Here is a 23,556-nt window from a genome sequence, read left to right on the forward strand (position 1 = left end):
GACCAGCGCCGTGATTTGCTCGAAATCGTCGAGGATCGATACGAAGCCCGCTCGATTATCGTCACCAGCCAGCTGCCCGTCGATCGCTGGTACGAAATCATCGGAAACCCCACCATCGCCGACGCGATCCTCGATCGCCTCGTCCACAATGCCTACCGCATCGAACTCAAAGGAGAGAGCCTCAGGAGGCAGAAGCAACCCGCTCAAGATCAACCGGTCTCTTGACCTTCCCAGCCCTCGACGACATCATGAAATTGACCCATGCGAACGACGCCACGGGTGGCCGGCTTCAGATCGGAATACCCGGCCGGCTTCGAATTGGAATGCATGGCCGGCTTCGTCGGAATCCGCACCTTGGACACCGACAGGTCTCCTGGGGTCACGCATCAGTCTTCCGTATCGTGCCGTCAGCAAACACCTTGGTTCGATGGGTGAATGAGTAACGCCTTCGCCCCCATAGTGCGGGCTCGACCTTGCCCCATCTTTGGCCGACCTGTTCATCGTCGGGGTAGCCCCCATTGATTGCAGCCCGATACTTCTCCTCAAACCCTTCGGATTCCGGATCGCTCCGGACACCCTGTCCTCCAGCGAGTAAACCCGCTGGCCGACGAGGCATTACCCCCGCCTTTGGATACGGCGCTCCTCATTCGAGCGCCGGAGGGACTTGAACCCTCCTGACTCATGCGCTGCCCAGCGCACACTATGCCCTCGGCTGACTTCTGCGCTGCGGTCAGGCCACCTTACGGTGACCTCAGTCCCGTTGCCGGGACACAGCGCAGACCTCCCGAGGTAAGACCGACCGCCTTCGCCGCACCCCCGCCGGATTTACCACCCCGGTCCTTGATGACCGTGGACTTCGCGATCAGTTGCTCGCTCGTCCGGCCGGGTAGGCCTCGTTATCCGGTGTTTGTCCATCGGGCCGCGGCTTTGCTCCACGCTTTCTTCAGACCTCACCTCACGATGACGCCCTTGCGCTTCGCTAATCCTTCGCCGTCATCAGGCTGGATAGAGGACTTCCACCTCCAAGCTGTCGTTCATACTCGGCACACAACACAAAAGCCGCCTCTTACGAGGCGGCTAGATTGGTGATGCCTGGTAAGGCGCAGGACGCTCCGCTTATCCTTACCTTTCGTCATTTGCATTAATGCCACAGAAAGCGGCCGAGGGAGGGTTCAGGTGGAGAAAAGTCGAAATAGGCCCGTAAACCATCACTACGTGCCGCAGTGCTATCTGCGCCAATTCGCCAATAAGAAGGGTAAGGCCTTTCAGATCTCGGTATTCGACCGGGAGGAACAGCGCTCCTTCAAGAACAACGTCAAAGACGTGGCCTGCCAAAACTACTTCAACCGGATACACCTCGACGGCATGGACCCCAACGCGCTCGAAAGTGCAATGTCTGAATTTGAGAGCGGTCTCGCCGAAGCGCTCGTCCGCATCAATGAGGCGCGCAATCTTGAGAACGAGGACGACAAGGCCTACCTGCTCACGCTCATAGGGCTTGCGGCGATCAGAAACCCCTACATGCGGGAAAACATCAAGGGCATCGCTGACGGCCTTGGGCGCATGCATATCGCCGCCCGCCTCCAGAGCCAGGCAACGTACGACGCCAGTGTTGCGGAAGCCAAGGCAGAAGGCGCGCTGCCCGACAACTACGATGTCACCTATGAGCAAATGCGAGAGGCATTCGACGTAGGCAACTTCAAGATTGAACTCGACAACAACGCGCTCATCAGCCTCGAATTTCAAATGCTCGACCACAGCATACCGCTGTTGCACAAGCGCGGCTGGCATCTGTTGCGCGCACCCGAGGGCTCAGGCGGCTTCATCACATCAGACCGCCCGTTCTACCTCATGTGGGAGGATCCGGCGATGCGAGATGGCCCGCTAGCGCCCGGCCTCGCAATGATGGGCACGGACATCTATTTTCCTGTCTCTCCCACCCTTGCCGTTGTCGGCGCGTTCAACGTCGGCAACACGGTGGAGGATGCCAGCGAAGAGACCGTGGCAGTCTGTAACAGCACAATGCCCGATGGAACAGACCGGCAGGTCTACTCTCCCGACCACAAGTTTAAATACGCTCGCACGCGCGAGGAGGAGCCACGCACTGGCAACCAACTCATTTCTGACAAGCGGTTCTTGCGGAAGCCATGACTGTGGACAGGACACTCGAACCGGCCGAAGCATTCGCGCTTGCCGCGAAGCGAACTTCAACCTCGAAGCACTCTATGACGGGGCTGACCCATTAAAGGTGGGGTGGGCCGAGGCATCAGTGGCAGCCGCCACCTATGAAAATACGGCTTCGCGCTGCCGTCGCCACCACCGACGAAGGCTGCACTGCTTCGCTCCGTGCTGCTTGCAGCGCCTTGTAGCGCTCCTCAATTGCAGGCCAAAGCTCCTCCACGAACTCAACGATCCGGCCGAGCATGGGCATCATCTCCTCCGGCGGTCTCCAGCCCGGGTCTTTTGCAATCTGGTTCTTTATGTACTCGGCGATAGCCGCCAGCACCTTGAAGAACTGCTCAGGCGTCCGGATGATATTGCGCCGCCGTTCCTTGATTTCGTCAAAACCCCAATGCCAGGGATACGTCCGCTTGCGGGGGCCCCACTCCTTCCAATCATCGAACTTGTCGAGAAAAATCCGCCGCTTCAGGTATTTGAGGGTGCCCATCCGCTCTTCGAGTTGGCTTTCGTATAGCCTGACAACCCGGGTGTCGTAGGCATAGATGTAGGTCTCCCATTCGCTGTTGGAAATCTAGCTGGAGACGTCGTCGAATCCGCGATATTCGCCGTTGAGATCCTTCTCGTAGATCATGAGGTGCCAGTTGCACCGCTGACAGACGAGCCCCCGGATATTGAACGCGGTCAACTTATCGCCGGTGCCGAATATCGGATCGTGATCATGCTCGATAACCAGATTTCGCTCGCGCGGACAGTGAACGCATTTGAATTTCTGCTCCTCGGCAAGCTTCACGACCAGACGCTTGACGTCGGGGCCAAGCCGGTCCCACGCTTTGAACTGCTTTTTCAGCAGGCCGCGCGGAAGCTTCTTCCAAAGAACCAAGCTCATGACTTCTGTCCGAGGTGAACAAGGTGCAGGAGGACATAAGCACTCCTCTCGGTAGAAGTAAGGTAGAAGGTGGATGAATTATGACGTGAGCGCCGTCGGGCCCCGCATCGCATCGCCGAGTCATCCTTGTTTGCCGAAGGGGCAGCGCCGCTGCCCCGGGGGTAGCAAACGCAAGGGTCGCGAAGTCGCGAAGCGATTTTTTTGGGGCACCTTTAGGGGGAGCCAAAACCCGGGATGGAGCGCCCTTTCGTGCGCGAGGGGCAGAGCCGAAAAGCCACTTTATTCTATAATTTCAATTGCTTACCTCATTATTTCCGAGGGACGCGTTTGCGGCTCGGGAAATACTAATTTCGTCGGCAACCAGGCCCGGTTGCTTATCCGAAGAGGAATAAGCCAATGAAAAACGCAGAACTGAAATCGCTGGAGCAACGCGCTCCTCAGATGTCGCTCGATGAACTCGACAAGCTCGCGAAGGAATTACGTTCGCTGCTTGCCACCGTCAGCAGCGAGCAACGCAAACGCCGCGGTCAACGCGGCGCAGGCGTGCTCGGTGCGAACGGGCGCATCTATTCGTAACCCGCATAGCCTGGCAGCGGCCGTCACTTTAGTGACGGCCGTTTTCAGCACCTCACACTCGCGCGAGGGAGCGTTACCTTTGAGGCCGAGACCCGAAGCTGCTACTCGCCTCGCACTTCTGCGTATCGTCGATGCGCGCCGGCCAAAGCCCTAAGGGACCGGCACTTTATCTCGTGAAGCTCGGCTTTGGCATGGACAACTCGGTGAGGTATGTACGAAACGATTCATCCAGCCGCGTCTTGGCCGCTGGCGCGACAGTGGCCAGGAAGTGCGCGCAGTATTGCAGCGTGTCTTCCTTCATGCCGATGACCTGCCTGATCGCAGGGATGTTTGTTGACGGATTCCGCAAGAGGAAGGCTTGTTGCTCGACCGCATGCGACCATCGCTCGCGCAGCCAATGCGCGAGAAGGGGCGCCAATACCGTATTCAACGTGGAGCGTGCAATGAACTGGATCATACTCAGGGCTGCCACAAAGACGTCATCCGGCTGAAGGTTCGGCGTCCGTGTTGCGACCTGATTGATCGCGCTTTCGACCGCTTCGTTCGTGGCATTGGGCTCCAGCGCAGCTGCCATCACACCCGCGAGCCGAGTGAGATCGGGGGAATAGTGCTGTTCGGGCATCGCGTCATACAGCGCCTGCAAGGCTTCAGGCCTTCCCTGCAAGCTCGCGGCGATCCCGAAACCGAAGAAGGCGTTCGCAAGGAGTCTTTGCCCATTAGGATCTGCAAATTTTTCCGGCGAGGCAGGTTCGATTTCCCCGTAGGTCGGACTGAGCGGTGAAAACTCTCTAAAGCTCTGGCCGAGACTCTGAATGTAGAATAGACCTTCAACCCAGCTCTTTACGCAGGCCAAAAAGCTGTGAACGTCCGAGCCCTTGATCGATGCCTCGACCTGTGCCGCCCGAAGGTTGGTTTCCATCGAGGGAATAGCCTTGCCGCCAAGACGGCTTCGCATCGAGTCAGCAATGGAAGATCCGGCATCCCCGGCAAGCTCGGCTTCCGCGAGCAAATACCATGCAATATCGATATGCCCCAGCGGCATATCACTCATATCCGACGGCTCTGGATTGCTGCACATTCCGGGTGCGATGGCCCCTTCTTGCTCCGGCAACAACGCCTTCTTGCCGGTCACGCGAAGGTTTACGCAAAATACCGCGTGTCGAATGACCCTGTGAAGATATCCAGCCCCAAGTGAAGCGGTGGGATCGAATTGAGACAGCCCCTCCAAACCCTTCGCCAAAGACGCAACTGCATCAGTAAGGCGCCCTGCCTGGAACTCAGCTATCCCGCGATCTGCAACGAGACCAAGCGTCATCATCGCCATACCGCCGGCTGCAAGTTTCGATCCTGCTGCTTGGGCCGCATCAAACCATCGCGCCGCGTCCTCCCAATCGCCCGTCTCAGCTGCGCTTATCCCGACCTCCCTGAACATAAAGGCCTGTTCAACGAAATCATTTCGAGCGGCTTTGTCAGCGGAGTCACGCAAAAGAGCCAGGGCGGCAGCATGATCTTTCCGACGGTAATAAACCTTGGCGCGCGCCCTCGATAGGGCAGGATCGGCTCCAAGTTCTTGCTCGGCCTCATCGAGAGCTTTCAGAGCCCCCTCCGGGTCGACGGCATACTCGTCAAGCATGACGCATCGGGCAACGTAGCAGCGCAAGGCCAACTGACGAAGACCCCAGCGAAGCGCCTGCGCGGCCATTTCATGATAAAGCTGCGCGCACCTCTCGAAGTCGATGCTCTGCCGGGACTCCGCCAACCACGCGTGATTGACAATGACCGAGAAATCGCTTGGCAACTCAGCCACGTTCACTAGAAGCGCAGCGCGCTGTTCGGCAGAAAGGATGTCGAGGCGGTCAAACACAGCTTTGAGTTCAAGGACGCTGTCAATTCCGGAAGCCTGCAGTAGAAATAATATCCCGCAGACTGTAGGAGTTTTTATGCCTCCGATCGGTTGATCGACCGATCCAAAATCGAAATCTTTCCCGGCGAGCGCATCGAAGCGCAAGATAAGCCCGACCCAGTCGGGCAGGAGCGCCGACAGTGACGTATCGCTGAGCGCTTTCCCGATCGCAGACATCTCGAGATCGGGATGCGTGGATGTTGCCTGCGCGACCTCCCGTTGCAAGGCCTGCCACGATTCTGCAACCGCTTCGCGGTTCCGGGCAGGGGCGCGAAGAACTAGTTGCGCTATGCGGAGCAACACCGACACACGGGCGTCATCTGCAAAGATCGGTCGATCTGTCCTATGGAGCCGAATCCCGGTGATCCAGTCGGCAAGATCTTTCCTGACGGATTTCTTCGCGGTTAAAATGCCGATTGCGAGCTTCAAAAGTGCCGGTTGCGACTTCCCGCGCAAGCCGTGAAGAAACGCCGCGTTTGCCTTGAGAATGTCGAATACAGAACCTGCGGTGTACGCCTCCGCGATGGCCCGGTTCACACTGAGCTGAGCAGACAGGCCTAACGTTTTCTCCCCTGCATTTGCGACGAGTGGCGATACACGGTATTGCTGTTGCGCATAAGGTTCGATCCAGGGGCCAACCAACAGGTCGAGCTGTTCGCCCGGTGCAGGAATAGGCGGCTGAAGTTCTGCAAGGGTCAGTACAATCGGACGATCAAACCTGCCTATCGTCAGACTTACGCGGTACAGCAGTGCCTTGGCATCGTCGGGCAGTGCTGTCACGAGTTGGCGGCGCACGGCGACGCGTTCCGCTTCAACGTCGTCCGAGCGCTCAAACTCTCGAAGGCGCTTCAGTTCATCCTCAGGCCACGTCCGGGCCCGCAATCCCGATATCAAAGCATTCACAAGCTGCGGATGGCCAAACCCGCCGGCAAGATAAAGCGTCTGGGCCCATTTCGCATCGCCGCCGCCAGCGACAACCATTTCCTCGACTTCGCCTGTCGAAAGATCAGGAACAGTCAGGCATACGCCCTGGTCGAGGCCTGCCTGAACCAAGGCTCGCCCTGACGGTTGATTATAAGAGGTGATGACACAGACGGCATCAGTGCGCCGGATCATCGAGAGCAACCGCGCCAAGGCATCACTGACGCCAGGGTCGTCAATCTCATTCAGGTCGTCCAGAAGCACCGCGCGCGGACGGGTTGCCGAAAGTTCGCGGGCGGCCTGCCGCAACTGGGTAACGGATTCCGACGGTGAGGCGTTCCGCAGATCAACAATGCGGATGTCGTTGCTCAACTCCCGCGACGCCAGTCTGGCAATCAGCGTTTTGCCGCGCCCGGAACTGCCAGTGACAATGGCGGCTCCATGAGTCCGGAGAAGGCCGATTACCTCGTTTAGCAACGACGGCCTGCGCGTCAAGATCGCCGGCAGTAGAAGATCACTTTCGGTTGCAAGAACGGTTGGCCCCGCGATCCCTTCACCTTGCGAACCAGCGAGGCGATTTGCAGCCTGTTGCAGAATCGCGTTTGCGGCATTTCGGGGAACACGGACGGTGGTGGCATTTTCCAGCAACTTTCGAAGGCCGAACGCGTCGAGGCGGCGTGGCTTGCCATGGACGATCGTGTCGAGGACATGCATCAGCACAGTGCCGACGAGGTCTTCGCCATCATCAGCGTAGAATTCGAGTACTTCTGAACAATACCGCGCCAGCCGCGCCGTGAGGGTGTCCTGAACTGCTCGAAGGTCAGGCTGCCCGCAATCCCACTGCAGCCGTTTCAAGAAGTCATTCCGCAGTGACTCATCGTCACGCGCGTTGATGAAACGCTCGACCCTTTCCGAGAGCCCGGAGGCCAGCAAGACCTTGCGCAGGGGCGCGACATCGGCAGCGGCCGCCGCCGACCGCCAGTATTCGAGAGTTGGCTTCCCCCCGGCACGGTCGCCGACTGCACGTTCCTGCCCAATGGGAGAGGTCGATAGATAATGAACGAAGACATTCGTTTGCGGGTTGCGCTCCACCAGGTCGACGAACGCGTCGAGCGCTTCTTGGACGCCTTCCGAGTTGATCGTGACGGCAGAGGGGCCGGTGTCTTTGACTTGCACGGCTTTGAGCGCGTCCTGCGCGGCTACGGCATAGTCCTCGGCAACCTCGAGATACAATTCCTCCTGATTTCGAAGCTCGATCCAGGCAAGCGCACTCGTGTAGAGCTGATACGCGTACCCACGCAAGGAAGCGACAGCTTCCCTCGATGGATCGCCCATCGGGGGTGCGTTTAGCCGGGGACCGGCGTTAAATTGCGAAGTTCGGGCCATGAAGGGCGAAGCTGACAATACCGACAAAAATGTGCAAGGGTTGAAATGTCGCTTACCACACATATCCCGCGATCAGGCGTCCGTGTTCGGCGACACGCGCCCGACTATTCGGGTTTTGCCCTAACGCGCAGGTGCGGATCGGGCAGGAGTTAGAGGCACCCGCTTGAAGGGCAGTGATAGCGACGCCAGCGAAGCTGGCGGGACCGAAAGCGAGTGCAGTCGCGAGACCGGTTAAAAAGGCACCCGCGTTCGGGGCAGTGATAGCGGTGCCGCGCAGCGGCAGCCCCTAATGCGAGTGCCTCCGGCGAGCGACACCGTATCCGCGCAAGGGATCGAAGCCGCATGGCCGAGACGCGGGTTCACGGCTGGGCTCACGAGAGCCCTCCGCGACCAGCGAATGCGCCCCGATTGCGCACAATCATGACTGACAGCTGCAATATCGTCGGGCTTCGTCACGCAAGATTCGGCGTCATTTGTCCGCGGCCTTGCGAAATGCATTGGCGGCTTATCAGGTGACCTTATAGTCTTGCGCCATGTGCAATCTCTACAGCATCACCAAGGGCCAGGCCGCCATCATCGCGCTCGCACGAGCTTTCCGCGACACGACGGGCAATTTGCCGCCCATGCCGGGCGTGTTTCCGGATTACCGCGCGCCCATCGTGCGCAACGCCCCCGATGGCATTCGCGAGCTATCGCTCGCGCGGTGGGGAATGCCGTCCTCGCATTCCGCCCTCTTCGAAGCCACCAAGAAGCGCGCGGCAAAACTCGAAGCCAAAGGCAAGCAAGTCGATTTCAAGGAACTGCTCCGGATGGAGCCGGATAGCGGCACCACTAACATTCGCAACACCAACAGCAAGCATTGGAAGCGCTGGCTTGGGATCGAGAACCGCTGCGTCGTCCCGTTCACCTCCTTCAGCGAGTTCAACAAGGTGGAAGGCGGCGATATCTGGTTCGCGTTCGATGAAAGCCGCCCGCTTGCGGTGTTTGCGGGGCTCTGGACCAACTGGACATCGGTGCGCAAGGTCAAGGAAGGCGAGACGACAAACGACCTGTTCGCGTTCCTCACCATCGATCCAAACAACGTCGTCGGCCCAATCCATCCGAAGGCCATGCCTGTGATCTTGACCGCACCCGATGAAATCGAGTCCTGGCTGACGGCTCCACCAGAGGAAGCGCTCAAATTGCAGCGCCCTCTTCAGAACGGCGTGCTTAAGATTGTCGCGCGAGGCGAGAAGGAAGACGGCGCACCCAGCTAGAGGCAAGGAGCGGCTATGAAGTTCGCAGAGATTCAAGGCGAGCGCTTTGAAGCACAACCAGGCAGTTCCGGTTATTGCCCGGTGTGCGGGGATTCAGTGATCGCGAAGTGCGGCGAGCACAAGGCGTGGCATTGGGCGCATCGCGGCGTACGCAACTGCGATCCATGGTGGGAGCCGGAAACGGAATGGCATCGCAACTGGAAGAATTGCTTTCCGGCGCATTGGCAAGAGATCATCCGGAAATCTGGAAGCGGTGAAAAGCACGTCGCCGACGTGATGACGGAACGCGGCGTTGTCCTTGAGTTTCAGCACTCGGCCTTGCGGCGCGAGGAGCGCGACGCGCGGGAAGCCTACTACAAGAACATGGTCTGGGTGGTCGACGGGCTTCGCCGTATCCGGGATAGGCCGCATTTCTTCAAATCGCTCGGCCCCGGCAAGATCGTCGCTACCAATCCAATGACCATTGGGATGTCCACGAAGGGTAGCGCGCTCGTTCGCGATTGGGGCTCAAGCAGGTACCTGTTTTCTTTGACTTTGGTGACGTGGCTCAGCCGGAAGACGCGATGCACTTTGCCAAACCGATCCTGTGGGCGCTGAAGCCGCAAAGCCCGCCCGAACTAGCGATTTTCACGCCAATCACCAAACCTTCGTTTTGCGCATTCTTCGCAGAGGGCCGCCCTTATGAGACATTCGATATTTCAGCGGCCTTGCAGCGTCTTGGCCTCGCTCCGGCGTCCCCGCCCCCTCCGCCTCCGCCATCCAATCGCGATGCTTTGCGGGAGCATTTTGCGCGGACGCTCAATGCACGCGCGCGCCGCAGATTTTGATGCGCAATGCATTCGTGCGCGAGGCGCGATCCCAAGGCCCTCAGAACGTTCGCACTGCCTCAATTGCCGGAAGGGGTAAAGAATGAGCACCTCAGAGACATCCGATTTTTCGGTTGGTCCATGTCCGTGCGGGGGCGGGACAATTCGGAAGTACGTCACAACTCAAGACAATCCATGGAGTTCGGCCGACATTTCCTACGGAATAGACTGCTCCAGATGCGCACGAGAGTGGGATATCACAAACTATGGAAGTCTAACCAACCGGAACTCGGAGAGGCCTCATCAAGAAGCATACCGCGCTGAGCGACAGATCGCGGCCGAGCTTCATTCGCTCATCGATGATCTCGTCGACCGATACTTCCAAAATTTCGGCGCGACGACCATGACTGCAGAACTTCGAGAGATGCAACGGCTAGGCATCTCAACTATGAATATCACGCAATTTCGAAAGGCGGTGCACGACGGACAAAGGCCGTCGGAAAGATCGTATGCCCTGAGAAATCTGGACTGGCTTTCTAGCTTAGCAAATGCGGCTGGCAAGGACACCGTGTTTGCTCAGCTGCGCAAACGTTACGACGAAGCGCGCGAAAAAACGGCGGAGACGGAAAAGGCCGTAATTCGGCGTGCAGCGCCGAAGGGCTGATATCGTTAGCGTAGCACTGGCTCAGGCGTCCACAACCTACGCAACGAATCGGAGCGCCGTTTCTTGCCTGAAGCTCCGCCGATCAGGAAAACAAAGCGTGTCGGCGGCGCCGCGCGACAGCTCTAGCGTCCTTAGGCTATCGCCTTCAAACGCGGGACTAAGCTCTAGCTTAAGGTACTCAAAGAGCTGGCGGTCGTGAACAGCGATAATTATCTGTCTTCCGTGCTGCTTGGACAGCGTGCGCAGTAGCGCGGCGAAGTGAGCGATGTGAACATCGTCCATCGACTGCACCGGATCGTCGAGAATGAGCCACGGCAGCTGTGCCGTCACGGTTAGATGTAGGGCGATGAAAAGCGTGAGCGCTGCGGTATTGAGATTTCCTGCGCTAAGCATCGCACCAGGCGTGCCGCCTGCCTGCCCGGAGCGATGGGTTGTGATCAGCTTCGGCTGTAGTCTGTGAGTAGAGTCTGTCGGGATACGGAAGGCTGGAACATAGGGCTCATTTGGGGCCAAACGTACAAATAGATCCCGCCATAGGCGATTGAGCCGATCGTTGAATTCCTTGCCGATAATTTTCGATCTTACGGCCTCGACCTTATTCTTGATCGTTTGAGCATCGGAACGTATCCCCGCTGCCCGCTTCAGAGCCTCGTCGGCACGACCATGCTTGGTCTGATCTTTGAGGATCCGATCGTCAGCGTCCTTTCGCCGCGACAATTCGACCTTGGCCCGCGCCACAGAATCTCGCGCGCGGCTTCTCTCTGTCGCGCGGGACGTCTGTACCCGGATGCGTTCCTCGATCACAGCTTTGAATTGAGTGACGACCTGCTCTGGCATATCCAGCGAACCGGGTGCCTTTTGATTCAATGAGCTTGCAAATTCCGCGAGCGTTTCCATAGTCGCGGTCCGAGCCAAATTACGAGACTGATAGTCGTTTAGGGAGCGCCGCGCCGCCGTCTCGGCGGCCGCATGTGCTGCTCCCTCGGTCATGGCAGGAGCAAGCCGCTCCAATTCTGCAATCAGTTCGTCGAGAGAGCCAGCTAGTCGATCAAGGTCAATGATCTCCTTCTGCGGGACAGACCGGGACTGGATTTCTGCACTTTCTCGTTCCAGGCGCTCGATCTGCTCTTGCTGGGATGATCTATTGCGGCTGAGACCGAGCAGGCGTTCCGCGGAGCCCGTTAGACCGCGAACCTTGTGATTTACATGATCGGATAATGGCCCCTTACGCTCTTCACCGAAATCACGATCGCAAACGGGGCATGTTTCATTAGAAATGAACGATGTAAGTTCGGCGAGGACGGCTCCCAACGCTCCGGAATTCTCGGCGATTCGTCCGATCTCGTCGTCGATCGTCTGAAGATTTTTCGTGGCGACGACGAGTTCGTTGTTAATTTCCGCTTGCCGCCTCGTGTCTTGCGCGGCGCGAGCAGAACGATCTTCAGCTTGCTTTCGCTTCTCACGGAGGGATGCAAGAGCCAAGCTTTGGTAGGCTTGCGGGTCGGAATGAGATGCGTTGAGTTCTGGGAACGTGCGAGCGATGCGCGTGCGCAGGGCTTGCACTGGCTGATCAAATTGCTGTTGCCACGAGCGAAGACGCTCGCTCGCTTGTCGATGGGTCTCCGCAAGTGCGCTTTCATCTTGCTGGGTGCCTGCATCGGCGTTGCGACTTGCCTCGCGAGCAATCGCCTCCAGTCGGCGCCGCTGGTCGTGGAGATCAGAAAGCGCCGCTTCCTCGGGAATTTCCCGTAGCTCATCCAAAACAGCGTCAAGATTTGAACTATCGACCGGGTCGGTTAGGCCGAGAAACGACCGCGCATTATTGAGCTCCGACAATGCGGCGTCGAGCGCCTTCTCGGCCGCGTCGCGTGTGCGACGGTGTTCTGTGAGACTGCGATCAAGTTGGGATTTCTCGTACTCGACTTGACCGTATCGCTCGGTTGTCTTCCGGAGATTGCGGATATCTCCGACGGGCGCGAGGCCTGTTTCGATCGCGTCTAGGCGATCCAAGCCGAGCATTTCGCTGACAAAGCGAGAAAGCGGGGAATCTGGCGCAGCGTCCGAATCTTGGTAGATCTGCAATAGCTGCCCTAGTAGGGCTTGCGGAAGATAGCATCGTTCGCTGAAGAACGACGCGGCGCCACTCGCCAACGTCGACCGCGTTTGCACGCCACCTTGGGTGATCTCCGCTGAGAAACTGTTCTCGCCGGCCAACCCTTCTGTTTGCAGGCTGATAGAACCATGGTTGTCAACACTTGGCAGCGGCACTCGGTGCAGAAGTTGAGACATGTACTGCGGATCGGCACGCTGCAAGGAAATAACCCGCCCAGTAAGCACGAGTTCGATGGCCGAAAGCAGGCTCGTTTTCCCTGCGCCATTCTCTCCATGCACGAGCACCACCTTCGCGTCTAGGGGCGCCTGGATGGTCCCCCTGATGCTGCGGAAATTTGTAATCTCCAGTTGGCGGAGCAGAATGTCCGTCATGGGTTCTCGTCCTCTGAAAGGACCTCCTCTAAACGCGTTCCCAGCGCCTTCGTCACGGCCTCCTCGCCGTTCATCGAGGCTTCGGTAATCGCCCGGACCAGCTCACTGTCTACGGTCTTCGGCAGCACAGACAGAAGCTCCGCAATGGGATCACCCTGGAGAGCTTCGCCGGCATCATCGCCTCGCAGGTCCAATGGGAGTAACACGCGAATGTGGTCATCTAGAGTTTCCGCCGCCGCATCTCCTACAGGCTGTCCGGCGCCGTCGAGCGCAGCATGTTCGATGGTCAGCACCCGGCAGGTCGCTGAGAGGGCCTCAATGTCGCCTTGAAGCGAAGCACCGGCAAGAATGACGGTCAAGACGTAGCGAGACCCGGTGATGTCGAGTGCTCGGCTGAGAGCCTCGACCCGCTGCCTGACTTTGGCAGCATCGCGATCACCGTAGTCACCCGTGGCGGTGTCGACAATCAAGATGAGATCTAGCCCGCGGCCCGCGGTGCCGAGCAACGCCGCAGTGAACTCGAAATCGACGGATGCCACTCTGAATGGCGTTCCAAGAGACTGATATCCTGCAGCCTCCAATCTCTTCACAAGGCCGCGGACGAGCAAGCTGCCGGTCATAGGATCACCTCAGAGGAGAAGCGCTTGCGCAATGCGGCGATGTCGGGCTCCGCTTCGGCAAGCTGGGTGATGCTAACATGAAGAGTGTTGGGAGCGCCTGTGCGGCCGGGAGAGCGCTTCGGCCTGCGTGGCGACGGAGTGCCTCGCTGTTGGAGCTGATGCCATGCATCGTCCGCATGAATAACAATGGTGTTGTCGTTGGCAAACGCCCCACTTTTCTGCAAGTCGAGCGCGACTTTTGCGGTCCGGACAAAGAAGATGGCTCTTGGCTGCGCACTCGCCCAGGTCGGGGTTGATGTGAGCGCGCCAGCAGACAAGTCAGCGCCGGTCGGCCCACTCAGCTGCCAGAGGCCGTCGGCCTGTCCGTCTGACAACAGAGCTAGGGCGATGGCAAGCTCCCCGAACGAGGCGGCGCGGGCATTCGCGTCCTGGGCCAATTGGCCGAGGGAGCTGCCGCTGATAAGCTGGTAGGCGTTTGGTGCAGCCGGCAGCTCGCCGGTCCGAAACAGACTGATCATGCGCGACCACATGGCAATCGCAGCATTGGCGAAAGCGGTGCGATCGCCGGTTGCTTGCGATGCGATCGCATCCCGCAATTGCTTGAGAGAATGCGCGAGTTGATCTGCGCTCGCCGCGCTTGATTTGCCCTCGACACCGAGGCGCATAAGCAAGGTAAGCTTGTCTGTAATCAGCTTTAAAACAAAGGCGAGCAAGACTTGCTCACCCCAAGCCTGGAGGTGGGCGCTCGCCTCGATGTCGGGGATATTGTCATTATACGCGTCCGCATACACGGTCTTGAGGATTTGACGCTGGCCCTCGCCGATTTCGTTCTCGCAGAAAACATGAGCTTGCGCGTGCGGCGTGCTGGGCCAAGGCCACGGGTTTGTTTGGCGGGCCCTGACAAAGACAGATTGAAGGTTCACGTCCTGGAGTGAAAGCCCGACCATGAGTGCCTTGAGATTTGTAGCGGCAGAGACTACCTCGGCCCGCATCGCGGCGGTTGCCTGAGCCTCCGGCCAGTTCAGTATCTGCGTTTTGCTGGCGATCAAGGAATTACGATAGGTCGCAGGATCGTCGGTCGCGTGGATGATGCAGCCGTGAAACTTGAGGAGGCGGGCTTTTCCCGGCGCATCTCGTAGATGGGCCGGATCGACAACGACTTGTAAATTGCCGTTGATGGTCCCAGCGAGCCGCTCGACCGCTGCTTCGATGAACCCATCCCAGTTTGCCGACGCGATTTCCTGGAGCGCGCCTTCAAGAATGAGGATGGCAATGCTCAGGTGCTCACTGGCGGGCGGAGCGGGGTGACTGAACGCTTCGCGCACGTCGACCGCGTCCCACAACATGAAATCGCTCGCCTCTCCTTGGAGACGCACATCTAGGAGTTCGGAGTACCTGCCCCACAGGGCATCACGGATTTGCGTGTAATTCGGCCATAACGAGAACGAGACGCCGAGGTGAGGTTCGACGTCGACGATTTCCACACCGCCATATCTAAGAGCAGTGGCAAGGGCAGGGCGAAATCGAGCCGACGTCGCGGGATCGGCGGTTCGTTGTCGGAGAAACTCGACGGCGCGCGTTACGAGATTGCCAAGGCTCGGCGCCTTCCGGGAAATTCCGGAGCCAACCCAGAGGGCAAACTCTCCATTCTCGAAGGCCGTCGCCATCGCATCAAAGTCATTGTCGAGCTTGTGAAGCGTATCCAAAACGGAAATCGTAGTGGCGTCTTTCAGTGCCACGGTCATTGCTTGTTGTTCCCCACGCGAAGGCTGCGGCCTTCCCCAATTTAAGTCTCTTCTTGGTTATCATCACTTTGTGGCGGCTTGGCAAAGTGCCGGTTTCTGTTGCTCCCCGGATTCTGTCGATCGGGTCTACCTAGACGCTGAACCGCGACTGCCGAGCCAGCGGGCATTATCACGGTCAACTCGAGCCGGCCGCCTATCGCCTCTACGTAGGAACGCAAAGTCGAAAGGTACATATCCGACTGGCCCTCGATCTTCGAGACGGATGGCTGCTTGATCTTAAGCGCTGATGCGACTTCCGCCTGGCCTTTCCCCGCCATACGGCGCAATGCCCGCAGGCCCTCAACCTCCTGTTTCTGTTGATCTAACGGTTGCCTGCGCTGGCTCCGATGAAGCGTTGAAGGGCCGCGCGATTCGCGTCTCATCCCGTTTGGGTCCGTGGGTTTCCAGGACGAAGAAGCCGACAAGAAGCGGCGGGATCACAAGTACAGACGAAATATAGCTTCTAGGCTATCTAACGTCAACGAAAGTGCCCGAGATCTCGTATGCGCATGCCGGTTCAGCCTTAAGTAGGGCCCGAAGCCTCTGGACGCCGATTTTTGTTGCGTCCGAGTGGAGTGATCGTGTGAGGCTACAACGATGTCACCGATACTATTGAGCCAGCTCTTCGCATGTACAGAGCAAGGTGGCGCCTTCGTCGCCGAGGGATCCGATGGCCGGTTCTTGCACATCGACGATGTCCCATCGGGCCTTGCCTGCAATTGTTCATGCCCTGGCTGCGGCAGGCCGATGGTCGCGAAGAAAGGCAATGTACAGGCTCATCACTTCGCGCATCGCGCGCAACAAGATGGCCGATCGTGCGCGTCAGCCGGCGAGACCGCTTTACATAAGTTTGCAAAAAAGATTCTTGATGAACGGCTCGAGATTGCTTTGCCGGCGATGCTCGTCGTCGAGTACGGCGACAGAGAGAGTGTCGTCCAGGCTGAGACACGGGCTTTCGATCGGGCGATTCTCGAAGCAAAGGCCGGGCAGATCGTTCCCGATGTCATGCTGCTCTTGCGCGACCGCCGATTGATTGTTGAATTCAAAGTGACCCATTCGTGCGACGAAGAAAAGCTCGCACGGATCCAGATGATGGATGTTGGCGCTATCGAAATCGATCTTTCGCAGTATCGCGATCACCCGCTGAACAGATCGGCGATCAAGTCCTCTACAATGCGCCCAGAATATGGCTACATAACCCACGCGCGCGTCTCGCGCGCGAACGCCTTAAGGATACCTGCCAATATCACCGAAGTTCATGATCGCGCTTCATTGTCCGACGATCGTCAAGCGTTATGAATTAATTGGGCACGCGCGTCTTGAAGCGGGCCAGAAGGCACGGATGGGCCGATATCGAGCTGGCCTGAGGTCTGGCGAACCAATCGAGATCGACAACGACCTGGTCCTCCATCTCAATCGTCTGCAGATCGTTCACAGTCCCCGCTATATCTACGCGAACATCGATGACTTCGGTACCGCACGAGCGCTTCTAAAGCAGCACCCCGACTTGAGGTCCGTCACGACGCACGCGACGATCGGCGAAATGGGCCGCGCACCACCAAGCCGCGCCGGCATGCCGAATGGAACGCATCTTGTCGTACACGGCCCGCATGATCATGCGATGTTAGAGATCACGGAGATTGATCAGGCTGGAGAGGGGATCTCAGCCCGCACCGGTCAAATCGCATTGCTTTCGCAGATCGCAGCGGACCCCGGCATGCTTCGCGCCGAGCTCTATGTTGACGGGCACCGCAGGCGCATGCTCGGAAGTGCTATGATCGAACGTGTCGGTAACCCCGATGACGGCTGGTTCCGTGTGGTTCACCACGACCCCGATCTGAGAGAATTAGGAAAGCGTCTCGATAGGGCCGCTGGCGATCGATCTTGATGCGCGTTAGCTGCCAATAATCTTGAGTAGATCGATCAGTGAAGCAAGTTGCGTTGTCGCTGGTGAAATCGAGTGCCGCTACTCTCCGCGCTGGTCGACCCCGACATTATCGAGCCACGTCGCTGAAGATGGATCTGGCCGAGGCTGGTGCCTTAGGAACTTCAGGAGCCAGATCTTTCCCTGACCACACCGGGTCCGGTTTCGGGAATCGTGCTTTCATTCGATCTGTTGCGGCGTCCATCACGTACTTGGCATTCTCGATGAGAGAGGGCGCTTCTTCGTCTTCCTCAAATAGTTCTTCGAAGATTTCTACGGCCGACCGATAATCATCAAATCCCATTTCGGCGTCGTAATGATCGCTTGCATTCTCTTCGATGGATCTTGCATGGTCCTCCAACGCAGGCAGCGTGTTTCGCACCTCCATCGTGAACCTCATTAGATCGCGGGGATCGAATAAGTCTAGCAAGCTACTCTGCTCTAGAAAGGATGCGTCGAGACTGGAGGAGAACCGGCTCCGCATTCGATCAACAAGCTGTTCGCGAAATTCATCGGCGAGGAGACCGATCCGATAGAGGCGTGCAGCTGTTCTGAGTTTCGGGTCATATGCAAGTTTCGACCAGTACTGGTTGTCTCGATGGAGCAAATCAGGATCGAGAGCGAGAACAGCCCGCAGGCAGTCATCTGACGCACGCGTTGCAAGAAATTCGTACAAGCTTTGGTTTGCTTCCGGCTCGTCCGGGATTTCGCGCAAACGGCTCACGAGCAAACTCAGTTGTGTACTCGGGATGACCACAGCATCCTTGATGATTTCGGCGTCAAAGCACACCACCTCTGACAGAATATCGCGCCAGTGCGCTCCCCGAAGATAGAGCTCGGTGAGTTCCGGCCTACGGCCGAGTATTTCAGATTGCGCATCAACAATTGTGGGATGCTTGAATGTCCACCAAGTCTTATGTTGATCAGCCGTTCTGACGACAAACGACTTGTCAATTTCAAGAAGCGCCTCTCCAAGAGAGATTTTGTCCACGCCGTATGCATTGGCGACTAAGTCCCATGTAACGTCACTGCCAGCGTTGGCGGGAAGTTGGCTCCGGTGGATATAAACAAGGGCGAGCGCCGCCTGATGAACCCGACCGAGCTCTTCAATTACCTCAATGAGATGCGGCTTCGGAGCGCGGACGAAGGCCAGCAGTGAGGCGTGACTTACCCCCAGCCGCGCGGTGTATAAGGGATCACCAAGGCGGCGCGCAATTTCGGGAATGAAGCGGCTTTCGGTTGCGATCGCATCCAGCTGCGGCGCGACTGCGTTTTTCCACGCGGTCGTCTGTTGACCGGCTTTGATATGGTTATAAAGAATTTGCTGTCGCTCGTCGTTCGTGAGGTCTCCTACATCAACGATCGCCCGTTCGGACTTTAATGCCGGATGATTGCGCGTGCCGAGTTTGGACTTGACCGCCTCGTAAATGTGCCGGCGTGAGGTGAGTACAAATCGGTTTCCTGACGCGATAGCGGCCTGAACTTTTGGCATGATCGAAATCCAATGATCAACGTAATCAGCCCGCGTTTGGGTGGCGCCAAAGGCATCGTCTACCCAATAGAAGCGGTTTCGCTCGTTGGGATTCCATCGGTCGGACAGGTCCATCGGACCCTCGCACTTGAGGCTCTCGTGCCCCTCCTCTTCTGCCATCGTGGTTGCTAAGATGGCAGCAATTGTTGACTTGCCGGTAGCAGGTTCGCCGAGCAAGAGAACGATGCCACTTTCCGCCAAGCGTCGAATTGCATTTCGGTGAGCGCCGGTCGGAACATACACTTTCAGCGTATCAACCAGGTGGCCTAGCAAATGCTTCGTTTGCGCCGCGCGCCGTTCGTCCAAAATCGTTGAAAGGTCTCCTAGCCCGTAGACTCTTGGGACCAAAGCCCGGAGGTGCGCGCTCCGGCGTATGGACCAGGTCAGGAATTCTCCGCCTAGAATGTGCGGGAATTTGACGCCCAGTTCGACCAGTCTGGCGCGCAGAGAAACAGCGACGGGCGCGTCGACCCCCATATTCGTTAAAAGAACGTAGGTCTCCGCTTGTCCGCTTGCTACGAGTCCCCGAACAGCTTCCTCTTCCCGATTGAGATCAGATATTCGGAGTCGGCGACCGGGATCCGAGGTGAATTTACACTGAACCGTACCCACACCTGTCTTCGGATTTTTCGCCGATGCCATGAGAAATACGGCGTCTTGTCCACCGTCTTGCGCCTCCCGATAGATTGAAACGGTGCGCCCGAGAACCTCTTCACAGACTTGAGCGCCAAGATCCTGAAATGCTTTCCAGCCGAGAGTATGAAGTGCCAAAGACGTCCAAGGACCCTGAGCCTGCGCGACCACCCGATACCCCCAAAAAATAAGATTAGAACATCCATTGGATTTTGTGACCTTGAGTTTATCACTATCTTCTATTTTGAGCAGGCAGGACTATCAGTCCTCATACTTGATGCGGTCCCGACCACCGATTGCGCGTTAAGACTCGAAAGGCCCCGCGAGTGTACCTGCGGCGAGCTTCCTGTCGCCTCGATATCAAGCCGCTAGAGGTGGCTCGGCCTCGACTATCGCAGCTGATTCACCGGCGGCTTTGCGCAGGAACCGGGCGAGCGCCGCCTTTCGGGAATCTCGATCGAGAGCGTAAGCGGTGTGTTTAAACTCCTTGCCGTCGAGAAGACCCCGAATGTAACCTGAGATCGTATCTGCCGCCATGACGAGCGCCATCGAGTGTGTGGATATGGGGAACCGTTTCGTGACGGACATCGACGAATAGCCGGTTCCGAAATCATCGATGGCAAGACGCACGCCCCAGCCCTGTATTGCATCCAGCACCTGAACTGCCTTTTCGACATTCAGCATAACCATGCTCTCCGTGATCTCTTTGGAGCAATGTCGGGTCCATGCCACTGACTTGAAGGGCCTCGTCGATATATCTGAGGAGGTTCTCGTCGGAGAACTGCCTTGGCGAAACGTTGATCGCCATCAGCAGCGGAGGAAGGCCGTCGCGCTGCCAGGCCATGTTTTGCTCACAAGCCGCGTGCATGTTGTTTGTTGACGCGACGTGCCTCGCAAGCCGCGGACTCCACGGCGGCGCCTTCATTCAGCCGTCCATTGAGCAGCCTTTCACGCTGCTTCTTCGAAGATGGCTATGAAACAACCGACTGGCACCTTCCGCGTCTACGGCTTCCTGCCTGAATTGGGGATTACAAGGATCGCGGCGATACACGATCGATACGTCGCAGACTTGAATCGAGATCCGGAGGGCTGCTATTGGGTCGTTCCAGGAAGCCGTGATTTCCGAGTCTCTGTTCGGCGAACACGGATCTATCAGGAGCGCCCGGACCCAAGGTCTTCGTTCTCAAGGATTGGTCGAATCGTATCGCCAGTCGCTATCTGAGATCATTGGCCCACGAAAGTCGTGCGGGCGGGGCCTGCTTCTTGATCTGCACGCGTTTTTCGGACCCATTGAAGACGATGATGCTAGCAACACGGGATGGACGTCCTGGCGCGGATTGCCCGATCCGATACAGCTCGTGGACAATGACCTCTACTCTCCGCATCTCCTCCGACGACCACAGGCATGGCACATCAAAATAACCGAGCATCGGCTCGGCGCTCGGCCGCCCAGGCGAACCGATTCGAGGATGAAAAGCGCCGAGGGCTCGACAGGGTCCGGCTACGCCGCGATCCAGCGTGATTTCGGGTATATGCGCCGCATTCCTTTGCCGAACGCGAGATAAGAGCAGCGAATATGACCTCAAGTTGTATCACGCTAGATGATCCACGTTGCGACCTTTAAGTGACCTTTTTTGGGGCTTCAATATGAAGAGACTTCTGGGACTCTTGCTGCTCGCCCATTCCTTCTCTCTTTCCGCCGAGGCCATTGCACAGGGGCTTCCTGCCCCCTCATACTGGAAGAATGAACGAGGTTCAGAACTTTTTGTTTGGTCCGCCAATAGCGAGGCAATACAAGGGACTTTCACAAACCATGCTCAAGGGTTTGCGTGCCAGGGCATTCCTTATCCTGCATCGGGAGCCGTTAGCCCAACTGGCTTGTATTTTGTTGTTACCTTTGCCCAGTGCAATTCCTTCACCCGGTGGGTTGGAAAACTCAACGGGTCTCAAATGCCGACCTCATGGACGCTGTTCTACGTTGACAAGAACGGCAAGCCCGGCAAGTTGAAGGGTGCCGATACCTTCACGCGCGTATGGTAGTTTTCAATCTTCTTGCTCTGTCGCGACCCTAGATTGGAAACTCAGTCTCGCGAGTTTTTGGCTGCGTCTCTTCGGGAAATGTGGGCTCGCCTTCGTGGAGCACTGGCCTGTCCAGGATCAGCTTCGATGCTGGACAGCCGGCAAGTCGTGCCGAACGGCCCGGGAAAAACATCAAAGGGCCTCTCCCGAAATTCGAAAGGACATTCTGAATTTGCGTCCGAATTGCGGGACGATCCGTGCACTACCGTTACTTTTCAGGTCCTTGTTTTGAAGCCGAGCGCGGGCTCCCGCAGATGCCGCTAACATGTGCGGCGGTCGCGTTGCCTGAGTTTGGTTGACGATGTGAATTTTCAGCTCTCGATACCCAGAATTTCTCACGCAGCGCGATTCGCAGGCTTCGCCGCCGGAAGTAGCCAAGGGCGCGCTCAGTCTAACCGTTCCGCGAAGCTGCTTGCTATTGCCGCTTCATGTTGCGCGGCGACAAGATCGCACGTTGGCAACGAGTACGGACTTGATCTCTCTCTAGCCATTAGGTAGATCGCCGTCATTTGGAATTGGAGATACTTTGGTGACGACTGGTATCGTAAAGTGGTTTAACGCGACCCAGGCTATGGTTTATCAAGCTGGATGATGGCGGAGCCGACGTTTTCGTGCACATAGGGCGGTCGAGAAGGCCGGCTATACCGATCTTGCAGAGGGGGCCTTGATCAGGTTCGAGATCAAGACTGGCAGCTCAGGCAAGGTATCCGCAGAAAATCTGCGTACGGGATGATTCGCGCTATCAGCTACATGACGCGTCAACAGTGATTCGCCTAGGGTGTCAGCATTCTTCGCGCTTACATGCCTCGATCTGAGTTCGGCGAAACACTTCAGAGTCGGCAACCTCGCCTGAAGGCGCACATCAGTGTTAATACGCGATCTCGTGTTTTTTCAAAACCATTGTATTTCTCAGGCAAGAAGATTCGCAGCCGCAAGATCTTCGATTGCGGCCCCAACAGACTTGAAGAGAGTGATCTCTTGCTGCGAAAGGCGGCCAGACTTCAAACCATTGGTTAACTCATGAAGATCCCCACACATCATTGAGGCGTCCCATCGGCCACCCGCAATCGGCTGGAGCAGATCACCGGCTTCTTTGAGGGCACGCGCATAGTATCTACGAACACGCGGCTGCGGCAAACAGCATCGTCGTCGGTCTCACGCATTTCTGGTGTGAATGCGCCGACGAGATCGAGATGTGTTCCTGGCCTGAGGTGCTGGCCTACGATCAGCGGCTCACGTGACGTGGTGGCGCAGCTAACGATGTCCGCCACCGAGAGAGCGTCCGTCAGATCAGCAGCCGGTTTGGCCTTGAGACCCTGATGCTCAAGTGTGTCCGCGAGCGCTTGGACACGTTGCGCATTGCGCCCCCAGACCAGCACGGCTTCAATCGGCCTAACTGCGCGATGGGCAACGGCCAAATAGGAGGTGAGCCGGCCGGTTACAATCAGCAGCAGCGTGCGGCTGTCGGGGCGTGAGAGATGTCGTGATGCGAGCGCGGAGGCGGCGGCCGTACGCCGATTAGTGAGTGTTTCGCCATCGATCATTGCGCGCGGCCGGCCGTTTGCCGTCGAACAGCATGTAAAGCGAGGAAAAGGCAGGGAGACCGCATGCCCCGCTCTTCGGAAACACGGTCACCAGCTTCACGCCGAGTGCCTTGCCCCGCTCCCAAGCCGGCATTGTCAGGAGACGACCTGGGCTTGCAGCGGTACCAACATTATAGCTCTGCCGCACTGGCATCGCTTCTCTGAACCGCCCCGGGATTGCCGGAGGCTCCAACTCTTGAGAAGGTGGAGCCATGACGAGCAAGACAACGAACAAGTTTTCACCCGAGGTCCGGGCGCGTGCGGTTCGGATGGTTTTGGATCACGCGAGTGAGCATCCCTCGCGCTGGGCGGCGGTGACGTCGATTGCGGCCAAGATCG

19 protein-coding genes and 3 pseudogenes are annotated in these 23,556 nt (G+C 57.7%); 11 read left to right on the top strand and 11 right to left on the bottom strand.

All coding sequences use genetic code 11. The features are described 5' to 3' along the window. The coding region (locus IVA82_RS14915; protein ID WP_247381279.1) for an ATP-binding protein at positions 1 to 225 on the top strand (225 nt) is incomplete at its 5' end. Here IVA82_RS14915 and IVA82_RS14920 read toward each other — a convergent pair. Continuing rightward, positions 210 to 362 (bottom strand): hypothetical protein, encoded by a 153-nt coding sequence (locus tag IVA82_RS14920; protein ID WP_247381281.1) that lies wholly within the window; start codon positions 360 to 362, stop codon positions 210 to 212. The two genes, IVA82_RS14915 and IVA82_RS14920, sit on opposite strands and share 16 nt — an antisense overlap. Before the next feature lie 814 nt (positions 363 to 1,176). Between IVA82_RS14920 and IVA82_RS14925 the strand changes: the two genes are divergently transcribed. Continuing rightward, positions 1,177 to 2,151, top strand: coding sequence for a DUF4238 domain-containing protein (locus IVA82_RS14925; RefSeq protein ID WP_247381283.1), 975 nt, complete (start codon positions 1,177 to 1,179; stop codon positions 2,149 to 2,151). 115 nt (positions 2,152 to 2,266) lie between these two features. On the opposite strand, the gene IVA82_RS14930 is transcribed toward IVA82_RS14925, so the two are convergent. Next, complete coding sequence (locus IVA82_RS14930; RefSeq protein WP_247381285.1) at positions 2,267 to 2,668, bottom strand: hypothetical protein; 402 nt, start codon at positions 2,666 to 2,668, stop codon at positions 2,267 to 2,269. Positions 2,669 to 2,752: 84 nt separating this feature from the next. Continuing rightward, positions 2,753 to 3,067, bottom strand: a complete 315-nt coding sequence (locus tag IVA82_RS14935) for an endonuclease domain-containing protein (protein ID WP_247381287.1) — start codon at positions 3,065 to 3,067, stop codon at positions 2,753 to 2,755. A gap of 396 nt (positions 3,068 to 3,463) precedes the next feature. On the opposite strand from IVA82_RS14935, the gene IVA82_RS14940 reads away from it, so the two are divergent. Then, a complete protein-coding gene (locus tag IVA82_RS14940) occupies positions 3,464 to 3,643 on the top strand; it encodes a hypothetical protein (protein WP_247305705.1) in 180 nt (59 codons plus the stop codon). A gap of 166 nt (positions 3,644 to 3,809) precedes the next feature. On the opposite strand, the gene IVA82_RS14945 is transcribed toward IVA82_RS14940, so the two are convergent. Further along, the gene (locus tag IVA82_RS14945; protein ID WP_247381290.1) at positions 3,810 to 7,802 is read right to left on the bottom strand and encodes an ATP-binding protein; all 3,993 of its coding nucleotides are present in this window, start codon (positions 7,800 to 7,802) and stop codon (positions 3,810 to 3,812) included. A 584-nt stretch (positions 7,803 to 8,386) separates the two neighbouring features. Here IVA82_RS14945 and IVA82_RS14950 point away from each other — a divergent pair. From IVA82_RS14950 to IVA82_RS14960, 3 genes are all read left to right on the top strand, one after another. Beyond that, the gene (locus IVA82_RS14950; protein WP_247381292.1) at positions 8,387 to 9,109 is read left to right on the top strand and encodes an SOS response-associated peptidase family protein; all 723 of its coding nucleotides are present in this window, start codon (positions 8,387 to 8,389) and stop codon (positions 9,107 to 9,109) included. A 15-nt stretch (positions 9,110 to 9,124) separates the two neighbouring features. Then, positions 9,125 to 9,706 (top strand): competence protein CoiA family protein, encoded by a 582-nt coding sequence (locus IVA82_RS14955; protein WP_247381294.1) that lies wholly within the window; start codon positions 9,125 to 9,127, stop codon positions 9,704 to 9,706. A gap of 612 nt (positions 9,707 to 10,318) precedes the next feature. After that, positions 10,319 to 10,579 (top strand): hypothetical protein, encoded by a 261-nt coding sequence (locus IVA82_RS14960; RefSeq protein ID WP_247381297.1) that lies wholly within the window; start codon positions 10,319 to 10,321, stop codon positions 10,577 to 10,579. A gap of 36 nt (positions 10,580 to 10,615) precedes the next feature. On the opposite strand, the gene IVA82_RS14965 is transcribed toward IVA82_RS14960, so the two are convergent. Genes IVA82_RS14965 through IVA82_RS14980 form a run of 4 tightly spaced genes read right to left on the bottom strand, consistent with a single transcriptional unit; the run spans position 10,616 to position 15,745 of the window. Then, positions 10,616 to 13,063 carry an AAA family ATPase gene (locus IVA82_RS14965; protein ID WP_247381299.1) on the bottom strand — a complete coding sequence of 816 codons (2,448 nt, stop codon included), beginning with the start codon at positions 13,061 to 13,063 and terminating at the stop codon, positions 10,616 to 10,618. After that, the gene (locus IVA82_RS14970) at positions 13,060 to 13,683 is read right to left on the bottom strand and encodes a hypothetical protein (RefSeq protein ID WP_247381316.1); all 624 of its coding nucleotides are present in this window, start codon (positions 13,681 to 13,683) and stop codon (positions 13,060 to 13,062) included. Before IVA82_RS14970 ends, IVA82_RS14965 begins: the two co-directional genes overlap by 4 nt. After that, on the bottom strand, positions 13,680 to 15,428 hold the full coding sequence (locus IVA82_RS14975) for an SIR2 family protein (RefSeq protein WP_247305749.1): 1,749 nt from the start codon (positions 15,426 to 15,428) through the stop codon (positions 13,680 to 13,682). The genes IVA82_RS14970 and IVA82_RS14975 overlap by 4 nt, the downstream gene beginning before the upstream one ends. 41 nt (positions 15,429 to 15,469) lie before the next feature. Then, positions 15,470 to 15,745: a hypothetical protein gene (locus tag IVA82_RS14980; protein WP_346658669.1), complete on the bottom strand. Its 276-nt coding sequence runs from the start codon at positions 15,743 to 15,745 to the stop codon at positions 15,470 to 15,472. A 469-nt stretch (positions 15,746 to 16,214) separates the two neighbouring features. Between IVA82_RS14980 and IVA82_RS14985 the strand changes: the two genes are divergently transcribed. Both IVA82_RS14985 and IVA82_RS14990 read left to right on the top strand, forming a co-directional pair. Next, positions 16,215 to 16,766 carry a hypothetical protein gene (locus IVA82_RS14985; RefSeq protein WP_247381320.1) on the top strand — a complete coding sequence of 184 codons (552 nt, stop codon included), beginning with the start codon at positions 16,215 to 16,217 and terminating at the stop codon, positions 16,764 to 16,766. Continuing rightward, a complete protein-coding gene (locus tag IVA82_RS14990; RefSeq protein WP_247381322.1) occupies positions 16,726 to 17,355 on the top strand; it encodes a hypothetical protein in 630 nt (209 codons plus the stop codon). Before IVA82_RS14985 ends, IVA82_RS14990 begins: the two co-directional genes overlap by 41 nt. A 106-nt stretch (positions 17,356 to 17,461) precedes the next feature. Here IVA82_RS14990 and IVA82_RS14995 read toward each other — a convergent pair whose 3' ends face one another. After that, entirely contained in the window at positions 17,462 to 19,726 is a 2,265-nt protein-coding gene (locus tag IVA82_RS14995; RefSeq protein WP_247381324.1) for a hypothetical protein, read from the bottom strand. Between the two features lie 384 nt (positions 19,727 to 20,110). Continuing rightward, positions 20,111 to 20,414, bottom strand: a pseudogene (locus IVA82_RS15000) (EAL domain-containing protein); the annotation flags it as partial. Between the two features lie 788 nt (positions 20,415 to 21,202). Here IVA82_RS15000 and IVA82_RS15005 point away from each other — a divergent pair. Beyond that, a complete protein-coding gene (locus IVA82_RS15005; RefSeq protein ID WP_247381326.1) occupies positions 21,203 to 21,595 on the top strand; it encodes an avidin/streptavidin family protein in 393 nt (130 codons plus the stop codon). Positions 21,596 to 22,163: 568 nt separating this feature from the next. Beyond that, positions 22,164 to 22,367: pseudogene (locus IVA82_RS15010) on the top strand (cold shock domain-containing protein). 304 nt (positions 22,368 to 22,671) lie between these two features. Here the strand turns inward: IVA82_RS15010 and IVA82_RS15015 are convergent. Next, a complete protein-coding gene (locus IVA82_RS15015) occupies positions 22,672 to 23,232 on the bottom strand; it encodes a hypothetical protein (RefSeq protein WP_256469651.1) in 561 nt (186 codons plus the stop codon). 197 nt (positions 23,233 to 23,429) lie between these two features. On the opposite strand from IVA82_RS15015, the pseudogene IVA82_RS15020 reads away from it, so the two are divergent. Next, a pseudogene (locus IVA82_RS15020) lies at positions 23,430 to 23,556 on the top strand (IS3 family transposase); the annotation flags it as partial.

The sequence above is a fragment of the Bradyrhizobium sp. 142 genome (assembly GCF_023074015.1).
Classification (GTDB): Bacteria; Pseudomonadota; Alphaproteobacteria; order Rhizobiales; family Xanthobacteraceae; genus Bradyrhizobium.

Excerpts from the sequence above, each read along its gene's own strand:
- IVA82_RS14930 (WP_247381285.1), bottom strand. The coding sequence starts at position 2,668 with ATGGGCACCCTCAAATACCTGAAGCGGCGGATTTTTCTCGACAAGTTC.
- IVA82_RS14935 (WP_247381287.1), bottom strand. The coding sequence starts at position 3,067 with ATGAGCTTGGTTCTTTGGAAGAAGCTTCCGCGCGGCCTGCTGAAAAAG.
- IVA82_RS14940 (WP_247305705.1), top strand. The coding sequence starts at position 3,464 with ATGAAAAACGCAGAACTGAAATCGCTGGAGCAACGCGCTCCTCAGATG.
- IVA82_RS14945 (WP_247381290.1), bottom strand. The coding sequence starts at position 7,802 with ATGGGCGATCCATCGAGGGAAGCTGTCGCTTCCTTGCGTGGGTACGCG.
- IVA82_RS14950 (WP_247381292.1), top strand. The coding sequence starts at position 8,387 with ATGTGCAATCTCTACAGCATCACCAAGGGCCAGGCCGCCATCATCGCG.
- IVA82_RS14955 (WP_247381294.1), top strand. The coding sequence starts at position 9,125 with ATGAAGTTCGCAGAGATTCAAGGCGAGCGCTTTGAAGCACAACCAGGC.
- IVA82_RS14960 (WP_247381297.1), top strand. The coding sequence starts at position 10,319 with ATGACTGCAGAACTTCGAGAGATGCAACGGCTAGGCATCTCAACTATG.
- IVA82_RS14965 (WP_247381299.1), bottom strand. The coding sequence starts at position 13,063 with ATGACGGACATTCTGCTCCGCCAACTGGAGATTACAAATTTCCGCAGC.
- IVA82_RS14970 (WP_247381316.1), bottom strand. The coding sequence starts at position 13,683 with ATGACCGGCAGCTTGCTCGTCCGCGGCCTTGTGAAGAGATTGGAGGCT.
- IVA82_RS14975 (WP_247305749.1), bottom strand. The coding sequence starts at position 15,428 with ATGACCGTGGCACTGAAAGACGCCACTACGATTTCCGTTTTGGATACG.
- IVA82_RS14980 (WP_346658669.1), bottom strand. The coding sequence starts at position 15,745 with ATGGCGGGGAAAGGCCAGGCGGAAGTCGCATCAGCGCTTAAGATCAAG.
- IVA82_RS14985 (WP_247381320.1), top strand. The coding sequence starts at position 16,215 with ATGGTCGCGAAGAAAGGCAATGTACAGGCTCATCACTTCGCGCATCGC.
- IVA82_RS14990 (WP_247381322.1), top strand. The coding sequence starts at position 16,726 with ATGATCGCGCTTCATTGTCCGACGATCGTCAAGCGTTATGAATTAATT.
- IVA82_RS15005 (WP_247381326.1), top strand. The coding sequence starts at position 21,203 with ATGAAGAGACTTCTGGGACTCTTGCTGCTCGCCCATTCCTTCTCTCTT.